General features: G+C 65.6%; 11 protein-coding genes and 1 rRNA gene. 3 read left to right on the forward strand and 9 right to left on the reverse strand.

Annotation, left to right across the window (positions count from 1 at the left end):
- Nucleotides 1-18: 18 nt before the first annotated feature.
- Together AB4Y42_RS11535 and AB4Y42_RS11540 are read right to left on the reverse strand one after the other, a co-directional pair.
- Nucleotides 19-1,549: ribosomal RNA gene (locus AB4Y42_RS11535) — 16S ribosomal RNA — on the reverse strand.
- Nucleotides 1,550-2,064: 515 nt separating this feature from the next.
- Nucleotides 2,065-2,295, reverse strand: coding sequence for a hypothetical protein (locus AB4Y42_RS11540; protein ID WP_368694523.1), 231 nt, complete (start codon nt 2,293-2,295; stop codon nt 2,065-2,067).
- Between the two features lie 140 nt (nt 2,296-2,435).
- On the opposite strand from AB4Y42_RS11540, the gene AB4Y42_RS11545 reads away from it, so the two are divergent.
- Entirely contained in the window at nt 2,436-2,873 is a 438-nt protein-coding gene (locus AB4Y42_RS11545; protein ID WP_368694222.1) for a hypothetical protein, read from the forward strand.
- 46 nt (nt 2,874-2,919) lie between these two features.
- Here the strand turns inward: AB4Y42_RS11545 and AB4Y42_RS11550 are convergent, their stop codons facing one another.
- The 5 genes from AB4Y42_RS11550 to AB4Y42_RS11570 form a co-directional block, all read right to left on the reverse strand.
- Complete coding sequence (locus AB4Y42_RS11550) at nt 2,920-3,948, reverse strand: ABC transporter permease (protein ID WP_368688739.1); 1,029 nt, start codon at nt 3,946-3,948, stop codon at nt 2,920-2,922.
- A gap of 22 nt (nt 3,949-3,970) precedes the next feature.
- On the reverse strand, nt 3,971-4,966 hold the full coding sequence (locus AB4Y42_RS11555; protein WP_368694223.1) for an ABC transporter permease: 996 nt from the start codon (nt 4,964-4,966) through the stop codon (nt 3,971-3,973).
- Between the two features lie 77 nt (nt 4,967-5,043).
- On the reverse strand, nt 5,044-6,645 hold the full coding sequence (locus tag AB4Y42_RS11560; protein WP_368694224.1) for a sugar ABC transporter ATP-binding protein: 1,602 nt from the start codon (nt 6,643-6,645) through the stop codon (nt 5,044-5,046).
- Between the two features lie 14 nt (nt 6,646-6,659).
- Complete coding sequence (locus AB4Y42_RS11565; RefSeq protein ID WP_368694225.1) at nt 6,660-7,694, reverse strand: ABC transporter substrate-binding protein; 1,035 nt, start codon at nt 7,692-7,694, stop codon at nt 6,660-6,662.
- Between the two features lie 188 nt (nt 7,695-7,882).
- Entirely contained in the window at nt 7,883-8,971 is a 1,089-nt protein-coding gene (locus AB4Y42_RS11570) for a LacI family DNA-binding transcriptional regulator (RefSeq protein WP_266233769.1), read from the reverse strand.
- A 197-nt stretch (nt 8,972-9,168) separates the two neighbouring features.
- Here AB4Y42_RS11570 and AB4Y42_RS11575 point away from each other — a divergent pair, with 197 nt between their 5' ends.
- Nucleotides 9,169-10,200: an aldose 1-epimerase gene (locus AB4Y42_RS11575; RefSeq protein WP_368694226.1), complete on the forward strand. Its 1,032-nt coding sequence runs from the start codon at nt 9,169-9,171 to the stop codon at nt 10,198-10,200.
- A 13-nt stretch (nt 10,201-10,213) separates the two neighbouring features.
- Here the strand turns inward: AB4Y42_RS11575 and AB4Y42_RS11580 are convergent, their stop codons facing one another.
- A complete protein-coding gene (locus AB4Y42_RS11580) occupies nt 10,214-10,498 on the reverse strand; it encodes a hypothetical protein (RefSeq protein ID WP_368689068.1) in 285 nt (94 codons plus the stop codon).
- Between the two features lie 254 nt (nt 10,499-10,752).
- On the opposite strand from AB4Y42_RS11580, the gene AB4Y42_RS11585 reads away from it, so the two are divergent.
- A complete protein-coding gene (locus tag AB4Y42_RS11585; RefSeq protein ID WP_368694227.1) occupies nt 10,753-12,111 on the forward strand; it encodes an MFS transporter in 1,359 nt (452 codons plus the stop codon).
- 66 nt (nt 12,112-12,177) lie between these two features.
- Here AB4Y42_RS11585 and AB4Y42_RS11590 read toward each other — a convergent pair whose 3' ends face one another.
- Nucleotides 12,178-12,531: a DOPA 4,5-dioxygenase family protein gene (locus tag AB4Y42_RS11590; protein ID WP_368689069.1), complete on the reverse strand. Its 354-nt coding sequence runs from the start codon at nt 12,529-12,531 to the stop codon at nt 12,178-12,180.
- Nucleotides 12,532-12,543: the final 12 nt, after the last annotated feature.

Genomic DNA, 12,543 nt, shown 5'->3' on the forward strand with positions numbered 1-12,543 from the left:
GTGAGCGATGAGCTCTGGAAAGGAGGTGATCCAGCCGCACCTTCCGATACGGCTACCTTGTTACGACTTCACCCCAGTCATGAATCCTGCCGTGGTGACCGTCCTCCTTGCGGTTAGACTAGCCACTTCTGGCAAAACCCACTCCCATGGTGTGACGGGCGGTGTGTACAAGACCCGGGAACGTATTCACCGCGGCATGCTGATCCGCGATTACTAGCGATTCCAGCTTCACGCAGTCGAGTTGCAGACTGCGATCCGGACTACGATCGGTTTTCTGGGATTGGCTCCACCTCGCGGCTTGGCAACCCTCTGTTCCGACCATTGTATGACGTGTGAAGCCCTACCCATAAGGGCCATGAGGACTTGACGTCATCCCCACCTTCCTCCGGTTTGTCACCGGCAGTCTCCCTGGAGTGCTCTTGCGTAGCAACTAGGGACAAGGGTTGCGCTCGTTGCGGGACTTAACCCAACATCTCACGACACGAGCTGACGACAGCCATGCAGCACCTGTGTTACGGCTCCCTTTCGGGCACCCCCGCCTCTCGGCAGGGTTCCGTACATGTCAAGGGTAGGTAAGGTTTTTCGCGTTGCATCGAATTAATCCACATCATCCACCGCTTGTGCGGGTCCCCGTCAATTCCTTTGAGTTTTAATCTTGCGACCGTACTCCCCAGGCGGTCAACTTCACGCGTTAGCTACGTTACCAAGCCAATGAAGGCCCGACAACCAGTTGACATCGTTTAGGGCGTGGACTACCAGGGTATCTAATCCTGTTTGCTCCCCACGCTTTCGTGCATGAGCGTCAGTATTGGCCCAGGGGGCTGCCTTCGCCATCGGTATTCCTCCACATCTCTACGCATTTCACTGCTACACGTGGAATTCTACCCCCCTCTGCCATACTCCAGCGATGCAGTCACCAATGCAGTTCCCAGGTTAAGCCCGGGGATTTCACATCGGTCTTACATCACCGCCTGCGCACGCTTTACGCCCAGTAATTCCGATTAACGCTCGCACCCTACGTATTACCGCGGCTGCTGGCACGTAGTTAGCCGGTGCTTATTCTTCCGGTACCGTCATCCCCGGCGGATATTAGCCACCAGGATTTCTTTCCGGACAAAAGTGCTTTACAACCCGAAGGCCTTCTTCACACACGCGGCATTGCTGGATCAGGCTTTCGCCCATTGTCCAAAATTCCCCACTGCTGCCTCCCGTAGGAGTCTGGGCCGTGTCTCAGTCCCAGTGTGGCTGGTCGTCCTCTCAGACCAGCTACGGATCGTCGCCTTGGTAGGCCTTTACCCCACCAACCAGCTAATCCGCCATCGGCCACCCCAATAGCGCGAGGTCTTGCGATCCCCCGCTTTCATCCAAAGATCGTATGCGGTATTAATCCGGCTTTCGCCGGGCTATCCCCCACTACTGGACATGTTCCGATGTATTACTCACCCGTTCGCCACTCGCCGCCAGGATTGCTCCCGCGCTGCCGTTCGACTTGCATGTGTAAGGCATGCCGCCAGCGTTCAATCTGAGCCAGGATCAAACTCTTCAGTTCAATACCTGTTACTGTTTTCGGTCTCTCTCGAGACCGGTCGCTCACTCAAAGCTGACAGGAATTTGAATTGCTTCAAAAACCTGACTTACTTTAGTGTGAGACTCTTGATACTTTTGCTGCTCCTGATTCCGCTCCGAAGAACGGCATCAGGTCGCCACCGCATCAAGCGCCCACACTTATCGGCTGTAAATTTTTAAAGATCGATCGCGAAAGCGCCGTTAAAACTGCTCAACTACCGGCTTCTTTCTGCGTTGCTGCGTCAGCAGCAGAGAAACGAAATTATGAAGAATCCTTTTCGCTTCGTCAACCCCTTTTTTTTCGCTCACCGCTTGAAAAAGCTGCCGACTCCCGCGTCCGCCGGTTTCCGCGGCGGCCCTCGCTGCCCTGACGTCTGAGACATCGAACTGCGAAGGGGGCGAATCTTAGCGCCCCGATCGCGAGTCCGCAAGCCCTTTTCCATCGTCTCAATTGAAAAGAGGCGCAACGCGCCTCTTTTCACTGAGCGGCATTCGCGCTCATGACTTCGGATCGTCCGTCGTCGGCGGGTCGAACAGCGCCTTGCACGGCGGCGATAGCTCATCGTAGTGCTGCTTCATGCACGCCTCGATCTTTTTCTTGTTCGGAATCGCTCTCGCGCAGAAGCGGAACGCATCGCCGCGGCAGGCATGTTCCTGCTCGTTGCGCGATTCGCCGCTGCTCGCCATCGCGAAGCTCAGACCAGCCAGCAATGCGCCCGCTTTCATCATGCGATCGAACGGCTCCCTCATGGCGTTCTCCTCGTGATGCGTAGTCCGACGCGACCCTGCAAGGGCTATTCCCGGCACGCCGCTTGCAGCGCTGCCCTCACCTGCCACGATGAGGCGCTGCTCTCACGCAGCGGAACGCCATGAACCCACCGATCACCCGGATCCTCGCGCTTTGCTCGGCGATTGTCATACCAGGCATCCCCCTGGCCGCGCATGCGGACGACAGCGCAAGCCCCTGCGCAGCGTTGAAGCGCATCGTCGCGGCGCCGCCGCAGGGTTTCGCGTCATTGAGTCCTGACGACGGACGCGCCGTCGCGCAACCCTATGGCGATGACGCGCAGTGCGAAACGAGCGGCGGGAGTTTTCAGTGCGTCTGGAGCGCGCGCGACGCAGGATCGGGGACGAACGCGCTCGAAGGGGTAGGCGCCGACATTGCCTCGTGCCTGCCCGACGCAACGCACGACGTGAACTCGCCCGGCCGCCAGCACTTCTATCTGGGGCAGCGCGGCAGCCGCACCGAGATCACCGCGCAGACCGATGGCTCGACGCGCGTGAAGCTGATCGTTTCGCGTCAATAGGCACGCCATCAGCCAAGCGCGTTCGCAACCGCGCAGCTCGAGACCGCTAAGAGCCCGCGGCCGCACGCCGCCGCGTCGCGCCCGCCGAAGCCCGCGTGGCGCCATGCCGGCGGCCGGTGAGGACAGTCTGCACGATTACCGCAGCGAGCAGGAATGCGCCGCTCGCCAGGTTCTGATAGTACGGGCTCAGCGTGCCGACCTGATTGATCACATTGTCGATGACACCGAGCAGCAGCACGCCGGCCAACGGTCCGGCCATCGTTCCCACGCCGCCCGTGAGCAGCACGCCGCCGATCACGGCCGCGGCAATCGACTGCAGTTCGTAGCCGGTCCCCGCCCCCGACAACCCCGAGTCCAGGTGCGACGCCAGCAGCGCCCCCGAGAGCCCGGCGAGGGCACCCGACAATCCATAGGCGAGTATCTTCACGCGCTCCACGCGCACGCCCAGCATGCGCGCCGCCTCTTCGTTGCCGCCGATCGCGAAGATCGCCGCGCCAAAGCGCGTGTGATTGAGCAGCGCGCCGCCGAGCGCATAGACGACCACCAGCACCCAGATGAGATTGTTGACGCCAAACACCGAGCCATTGGCGATACGCGCGAAGAACCCTGGATTGGCGATCAGCAGATCCTGGCTCGCGAGCACGAGCGCGAGCCCCTTGAGCCCGAGCAGCGCCGCGAGCGTGACGATGAACGGCGCCATGCGCGCACGGGCGATCAGCACGCCGTTCACCAGACCGACGACGAAACCCGCCGCCACGGGCGCGAGCATCGCGGCGCCCCATCCGTAGGGCGCGGCATAGGCGGCCAGCACGGTGCCGAGTCCGACCATCGACCCGACCGAGAGATCGAAGCCGCCCAGGATGATGACGATGCTCTGCCCCACGGCGACGAGCCCGAGAAACGCGCCGTTCGAGGCGATGTCCGCGAGGTTCGCGGGGCGCAGGAAGTCGGGAAACACCATCCCGGCCACGAGCGCGACGACCACGAGCATCGCGATCGCCCCGCGCGACTGCACGAGTGCGATCACCTGCGCGCGCCGACTGGCACCGGGCGCGGCGGCGGTTTGAGCGTCCACTGGTTGGGCCTTTTGCATCGCGTCAGCCCCCCGAGCGTTGCAGATACAGCGCGACGACGATGAACACCGCCTTGAGAATCTGCGCGTAGGTAAAGCTGATGTTGTTCATGATGAAGCTCGCGTCGAGCACCTGTAGCAGCAGCACGCCGAACACCGCACCGACAATCGAGATGCGCCCGCCCGAAAGCGGCGTGCCCCCGATGACCGAGGCGGCAATCGCATCGAGTTCGAAGTTCACACCGACATAGTTGGGATCCGCCGCGCCAAGCCGCGACGACGCGAACACGCCGGCGAGTCCGGCAAGCGTGCCGCTCACTGCATAGACCAGAAAGAGCGTGCGCCGCACCGGAATGCCCGCGAGAAACGCGGCGCCGCGGCTCGCGCCCACGAGAATCGCATAGCGCCCGAAGGTCGTGCGCCGCACCACGAACGCCACCAGCACCGCGAGCCCGAGCGCGATCAGCATGACGATGGGCAGCGGGCCGAGCGCGCCGGCGCCGAGCAGATCGAACGCGGGCGTGTCGGGAAGATTCACGCGCGAGCCGCCCAGTAGCGCCTGCGCGAGCCCGCGCGCGGCGACCAGCAAGGCGAGGCTCGAGATCAGCGGATCGACGGCGAGCAGCGCCACGAGGAACCCGTTGCACAAGCCGGCGACGGCGCCCACCGCGACTGCGCCCACGAGCGCCGGGCCCACGCCATACGGCAGGAGCACGGCAATCGACGCGCTGGCGAGCGCCATCACCGATCCTACGGAGAGATCGATGCCGCGCGTCGCGATCGCGAGATTCTGGCCCAGCGCGATCAACACGATCGGCGCCGCCTCGAACAGCAGGCTGCGCGCCGCGAAGGGATTCGAGAAGCCGGGCGTGACGGCGAGGTTGAACGCTACGAGCGCGGCGAGCGCGAAGTACACGCTGTGCTCGCGCAGCACGGTACGCCAGGTCTGCGCACGCGCCGCCGCGCCGGACGCGGGCGAGACGGAACGGTTCGAGGAATTCGAAGGATTCGAGGGGCTCAAGCTTGCCTCGTTCGATTCAAGGTTGGTCGCCATCGGAACGGTTGTCGTGGATTGTGGCGGGTTTGGCGCGGGGGTGCTCACGCGGTGCCGCCGCCGTGGTCGGCGCTGTCGCCGGATCCGGCACCGGCCAGCACGGCGAGCACGTCGTCGGGATGCGCGCCGGCGGTCGGGATGCCACCCTCGGTCGCGCCTTCGTTGAGCACGACGAGGCGGTCGGTCAGTGCAAGCAGCTCTTCCATCTCCGAGGATGTGACCACCACCGCGAGCCCTTCCTGCGCAAGCTCCTGCACGACGCGATGCACCTCCTCCTTCGCGCCGACGTCGATGCCGCGCGTGGGATCGTCGAGCAGCAGCACCGTCGGGCGTGTCGAAAGGCAGCGCGCGATCAGCGCCTTTTGCTGATTGCCGCCCGAAAGCGTCGTGATGAGTGCGCCGGGGCCCGCCGTCTTGATGCCAAGCCGCTCGATCGACTCCCGCACCACTTGCGCTTCCTTCGCACGCGAGATTAAGCCGAAGCGCGAAATGCGCGGCAGCAGGCTCGCGACGATGTTCTCGCGCACCGAGAGACGCGGAAAGATGCCTTCCGCTCGGCGGTCTTCGGACAGGAAGGCGAGGCCGCGTCCGATCGAGCGCGCCGGGTTTGCATGCACGAGCGCGCGGCCCGCGATATCGACCGCGCCGCCATCGGCCTTCTGCGCGCCGAAGATCGTCTTGAATGTTTCCGTGCGGCCGGAACCGAGCAGGCCAGCCAGGCCGACGATCTCCTTGCGGGCCACGCGCAGCGACACGTCGCGCACGCGGTTGCCCCACTGCAAATGGTCGACGGCGAGCGCAGGCGTGCCGTCGGCGTCCGCATCGGCGCTGCCCGAGCGTTCGGCCCACGCGTGCTCGCCCGCGCTCTCGCGGCCCAGCATGGCCGCGATCAATGCCGCGCGCGGCAGTTCTGCGGGCGTACCCGTGCGGACCACTGCGCCGTCGCGCATCACCGTGAAGCGATCGCACAGCCGGTAGCATTCGGAAAGCCGGTGGCTCACGAACAGCAGCGCGATGCCCTCGGCACGCAGGCGATCGACGACTTCGAATAGCACGTCCACTTCCGCGCCGCTCAGGGCCGAAGTCGGCTCGTCGAGGATCAGCACGCGCGCGCCCAGCGAAACGCCGCGCGCGATCGCCACCATCTGCTGCGCACCGAGCCCGAGCGAACCCAGACGCGCGGCCGGATCGACCGCGAGCCGGTAGCGCTGCACGATGTCGGCGGCGCGCTCGAGCATGCGCTTCCGGTCGATCAGGATGCCGAAGCGTTTCGGCTCATGGCACAGAAAGATGTTGTCGGCGACGCTGCGCTCCGGGATCAGGTTGATCTCCTGATACACGGCGCACACGCCCGCGCCCTGCGCCGCGCGCGGACTGTCGAACGCGACGTCCGCGCCGTCGAGCGTGAGCGCGCCCGAGTCGGGCTGATGAAAACCGGTGAGGACCTTGATCAGCGTGGACTTGCCCGCGCCGTTCTCGCCCACGAGGCCGTGCACCTCGCCCGCGCGCAGCGTGAGCGAGACGTCGCGCAGCGCGCGCACCACGCCGAAGGTCTTCGACACGCCGTGCGTTTCGAGCACGGCGCGCGGCGCGGCCGTGGCGGAACCGGGGCGACCGGTGCGATCGGCGGGAGCGCTCGTCGTCATCGTGCGGACGCGGCTCAGTAGACCTTGCCCTGCGCGAGCGACGGCTGCGCGTTGTTCCGGTCGAACAGCGCGTCGTCCATGATCTGCTTTTGCGGCACCGGCTTGCCCGCGAGATAGTCTTCCAGCGACTTGAAGGCGAGCGGACCGAAGCGCGGGTTGGTTTCGACGTCGGCGGCGACGATGCCGTTCGAGATATCCGTGACGATCTCCTTCGTGCCGTCGATCGAAACGATCTTCACGCCGTTGAGCTTGCCGGCCTGGCGCAGCGCCTTGATCGCGCCGACCGTCATCGTGTCGGCGTGGGTGTAGACGGCGTTGACGTCCGGGTGCGCGAGCAGGATCTGCTCCATCACCTTCTGCGCTTCGGTCGTCGACCAGTTCGCGGTTTGCGCCGCGATGATCTTCATGCCGGGATAGGGCTTGAGGCCGTTCGCAAAGCCGTCCGTGCGCTGGCTTTCCACCGTGTTGCCGTAGCCGCCCTGGATCTCGGCGATGATCGCGTGGCCGCCCGTGGCGTCGGCCAGCGCCTTCGCCGCGCGCTCGCCCTGCTGGTAGAAGTCGGAGCCGAGGAACGTGATGAAGTCGTCGCACACCGTACCCGCCGTCTGCCGGTCGATCGTCACGACGGGAATGCCCTTCGCGCGGGCCTGGGCGAGCGCGGGCTGCAGGCCCGTGGAGTCGTTGGGCGCAATGATGAGCGCCTCGGCGCCCTGGTTGATCATGCTTTCGATGTCGGCGACCTGCTTGGCCTGGTTGGCGTTCGCGTTCGTGTAGAGCAGGCGCTTCACGCCCGCTTCCTTCGCCGCTGCGCGAACGGGGGCGGTTTCGGTCGCCCGGAACGGGTTCTGTTCATTCTCCGACTGCGAGAAGCCCACCACCATGTCGCTCAGCTTCTTGCCGCCCGGCTTGGCATTCGTGCAGCTCTCGCTGGAATTCGACTGGACTTTCTGCGCGCCGGCATTGGACTGCGCGTGAGCGCTCACGGCGAACGCGCTCGCGAAGCAAAAACCGGCGGCGATGAGGGCGGACTGGATTCGTTGATGACGCATGGCTGTCTCCTGTCGACCGCTCGTTGCGCTTGAGCGCCGGGTGCGGTCCCATGCAAAGCTGTGATGACACGAACGGCGCAGGCCTGCGGCCCCACCGCGGCTTTTATTTGTCTTTCTTGTTTCATCGGCACCGCGCACGACGCTCGACGCCGAATTATTACGGTCACTGCTTCAGCTAATATTACCAGTCAATTTTCGGAGATATTAATGAGGGTATTCACGGGGGAGGCGGGGTCTGGCGCGCACACCGAGGTCCGCTCGATGAGCGGTCCGTCGAGCTTGACGGTGCGGTGGCGCACCGGCGCGCCGGCGCTGCGGTTCTGCTCTTCCTGCAGCAGCGTCTCGACGGCCCAGCGCCCAAGCTCGTAGTTGGGCAGCACGACGGTGGTGAGCGGCGGATGGGTGTGGCGCGCGATTTCCTGGTCGTCGTAGCCCATCACCGAAACGTCTTCGGGCACGCGCAGCCCGAGTTGTTTGAGCGCTTCGATCGCGCCGATCGCCGTCAGATCGTTGGCGCAGAAGATCGCGGTGGGCGGATTCGGCTCGCGCATGAGCGAGAGCGTGAGTTCGAAACCCTTGCCCGAACTCCAGTCGCCGTCACGCACGAGGCGCTCGTCGAACAGCAGGTCCGCGGTCGCGAGTGCCTGGCGATAGCCCTTCAGGCGGTCTTTCGCGGCGTCCTGCCACGTTTCGCCGTTGATGAACCCGATGCGCCGGTGCCCCGCTTCGATCAGATATTCGGTGGCCGTATGGCCGCCCGCCACTTCGGCCGGCACGACCGAAGAGAGCGCGTGATCGGACGCGTAGCAGTTGAGCAGCACAGCCGGCACCTTCAGCAGCGCGGGCGGCACCGTGACCTTGCGCGTATACACGGTCGCGTAGATCACGCCGAGCACGTTCGGCATGGCGAGCGTCTGCAGCACCTGCTGCTCCATCTGCGCGTTGCCGTGTGTCGAGAACACCGCGAGCAGACAGCCGTTGTTCCAGGCGGCGTCGCGCGCGCCGTCGATGCTCACGACCGGGTGCGGACTCGTCGAGACTTCGTCGGCGAGATAGACGATGAGATTGCGCTCGCCTGCGGGGGCGGGCGTCTGCACCGCGCGGATCGGCAACTGGTAGCCAAGCGACTGCGCGACTTCGTGCACCTTCAGGCGCGTCGCTTCGGAAAGCTTGGCGCCGACCGCGCCGTTGAGCACGAGAGAAACCGTCGATTGCGACACGCCTGCGGCCTTCGCGATGTCGGTCATGGTCGGGCGGCGTTGCGTCGATTTTTTCATCGGATTTGAGGGGACTGCGGGAGGGCTGCGCGGCGCGGCGGCGCGCGCTCGGGGCCGCGCTGTTGGCCCGAAGCGTAGCACTAATAATTTGGGCCATCAATTGGCGTATGTCACCATTTTTTGGCGTCATCATCAGCGATTTCAGCACCTATATTATCTTTTATTAGTAATAAAGCGATGCATTGGAGAACGCTCATTTGACTGCCCGACCGACACCCTCGCCGCCCCCGGAGATCGCCTTCGACGCCGCCGCGCTCGACGACGGCCAGCTCGTCACGCTCGCCCACGGCGATGCGCGCGCGCTCGTCGCGCCGCACGTCGGCGGCTCGATCGCCGCGTTCTACGACGCAGCCGGGATGGCCCCGGCGTCACACTGGCTGCGCCCCGCCACGCGCGCCGCCATCGACGCGCGCGATCCGCTCGGCATGGCGAGCTTTCCGCTGATGCCGTACTGCAACCGCATCCGCGACGGGCGATTCCGCTTCGAAGGCGAAATGATCGACTTGCCGAGCGGCACCGGCGCGCTGCGCCACGCGCTGCATGGCCACGCATGGCGGCGCCCCTGGACGGTCGAGGCGCAAACGGCCGACGCGCTCACGCTGCACTTCCTGCACGAGCCGAACGAGCCACATCAGGCGCACGGATCCCACGGATCGCGCAAGGCCGATTCACACACCGGCACAGGCTGGCCGTTTCGCTACGAGGCGCGCCAGCACCTCACGCTCGACGCCAGCGGCCTCACGGTGCGCCTGTGGGCGCGCAACCTCGCCGCGCGACCCATGCCGTTCGGCCTGGGCCATCACCCGTACTATCCGCGCCCGCCCGGCACTCGCATCGCCGCACGCGTGCGCGCCATGTGGGAGATCGACACGGAAGTCCTGCCCGTCTCGCTCAGCGCCCACCCGGCCGTCGACGCCCTGCAGGCCGGCCTGATCGTCGACGACTTCGATCTCGACAACAACTTCTCCGGCTGGCGCCGCGAAGCGGTCATCGAGTGGCCGCACGAAGGCCGTCGCCTCGCGCTGCGCGCGAGCACGCCACTCGACTTCTTCGTGGTCTTCTGCCCGCCGGGCCTGCCCTACTTCTGCGCGGAACCCGTCAGCAACACGACGGACTGGCTCAATCTGCGTCACGAAGGCACCGTGCAGCGCATCGACGTGGGCGGCACCGTGCTCGCGCCCGGCGAAACGCTCGAAGCCCAGCTTGCCTGGCAACCCGAGCGGACCTGAAGCGGCCCGTCGCTTACATGCCCGTGCCGCTTTGCCCGCCTGAGCGCACGCCCGCCAACGGCGCGCCGTAGCCACCCGCCTCGGCGTTGTTCGGGTGGCCGTTCGCGAGTTGCCCGCGCGGATCGGTGGGACCGACCGGCATCTCGCCGGCCTGGCGATTGCCATGGGTCGGGTATTCGCTGCCGGGCTGGGCGCCCGGCATGAGCGCGAGGCTATTTTGCGGCGTACGCAGGTCGTCATTCGGCGCGAGCTGGGCAAAAACCTGGCTGGGCGCACCTGCCAGCATCGCGCTTGCCATGAGGCACGGCATGGCCGCGTGGGCGAAGAAAGGCTTCATCTGGCACTCCTTGTCGCGCAACGCGACACGCTGCAGCACGCGCGTGCTCGCCGTGCTGCATTCAGGCTAGCAGACGGCCGCCTGCCACGCCCGATGATGATCTCCAGCAAACGCCGCGCTGCGGTTACTATTCCGGGTTGTAAGGCAAACCAGAAAAAGCAGCTCGCCACGGCGGGCCGACACAACGACAACCTCAGTCGACAGGAGACAAAACCATGGACCAGCCGCGTGCCGTCGACGTCCAGAGCTTCATCAACGAACATCCGTTTTCGCCGTTCCAGTGGTTCATTTTCGCGATGTGCTTCGTGATCGTCCTGCTCGACGGTTTCGACACCGCCGCGATCGGCTTCATCGCGCCTTCGCTGCTCGGCGAATGGGGCATCCCCAAGCCCGCGCTCGCGCCCGTGCTGAGTGCGGCGCTCTTCGGCCTCGCTTGCGGCGCACTCGCGTCCGGACCGCTCTCCGACCGCCTCGGGCGCCGCTCCCTGCTGGTCGGCTCGGTGCTGCTGTTCGGCGTGACCTGCCTCGTTTCGGCGTTCTCCACCAGCATCGGCGAGCTCACGTGGCTGCGCTTCATTACGGGCGTGGGTCTCGGCGCCGCCATGCCGAACGCGGTCACGATGATGGGCGAGTTCTGCCCCGACCGGAACCGCGCCACCGTGATCAATCTGATGTTCTGCGGCTTTCCGCTCGGCGCGGCCTGCGGCGGCTTTCTCGCGGCGTGGATGATTCCGCACTTCGGCTGGCGCAGCGTGCTCATGCTCGGCGGGGTGACGCCGCTCGTGCTCGCCGTGCCGCTCTTCCTGCGCATGCCGGAATCGGTGCGCTACATGGTGGCGAACCAGCGGCCCGTCGAGCGGATTCGCGCCGCGCTTGCCCGCATCTCGCCCGACGCCGCCAAGGCGCAGGCGTTCACGATGACGGAGCACGCCCCGCAGACGCAAGGCAAGGGTCTCGGCGTCGTGCTTTCGCCGATATACCTCGTCGGCTCGGTGATGCTGTGGGTCGCGTATTTCATGGGGCTCGTGATTTTCTACGCGTCGATCAACTGGATGCCGCTCCTGCTCAAGGACTCCGGCCTCACGGCTTCGAGCGCCACGCTGATTTCGGCGCTCTTCCCGCTCGGCGGCGTGGGCGCGGTACTGAGCGGCATGCTCATGGACCGCTTCAACGCGAACCGCATCATCGCCGCGTGCTACGTGCTCACCGCGCTTTCGGTGTGGCTCATCGGCCAGGCGGCGGGCAACGTGGCCCTGCTCGTGCTCGTGGTGTTCGTGGCCGGCGTGCTGATGAACACAGCGCAATCGTCGATGCCCGCGCTCGCCGCCGCGTTCTATCCTACCCAGGGGCGCGGCACCGGCGTGGCCTGGATGCTCGGCATCGGGCGCTTCGGCGGCATTGCGGGTTCGTTCCTCGTCGCCGAACTCGCGCGCCGGCACTTCACGTTTGCAGGCATCTTCGCGACGGTCGCCGTCGCCGGTCTGATTGCCGGCGCGGCACTGCTCATCAAGCAGGCCGCGCGGCCGCAGGCGAGCGGATCGTCGGCGGCAAAGACGGAGTCGTTCGGGCACTGAGGCCCGCGGGCATGTCGAGGATTGCGCCGTGCCGCAGGCTACGGGCCGACGCAATCCACGGAGCGATCAGCCGCCGAGCGCGCCGAGATTGAGCGTGTGCGAATGGCCGATCCACACGGCGGCGTCGCGATGATCGCGCAGGGCATCGGTGGTGTTCGGATGCACGAACACGTCGAGTGCGCCGTGATTGAGCGTGAGCCATTCGACGACCGTCGTGAAATGCTCGCGCGCAATGGCGAGCTGATACGACCACATCGGATGCGGCCCGACCGGGCGCTCGTGAAAGCGCCCGATCTGCACGATCTCGCCGAAGCGGGCATCGATCGCCTCGCGCAAGGTCCATGCGGCGTCGCGCGTCGCCGCGTCGAAATAGACGTGGGCGTGCCAGCTCGTGATATCGGCGGGATCGAGGTAGTTCATGGTGGAAGCAGG

The organism is Paraburkholderia sp. EG286B (assembly GCF_040965655.1).
In the GTDB taxonomy this organism is placed as follows: Bacteria; Pseudomonadota; Gammaproteobacteria; order Burkholderiales; family Burkholderiaceae; genus Paraburkholderia.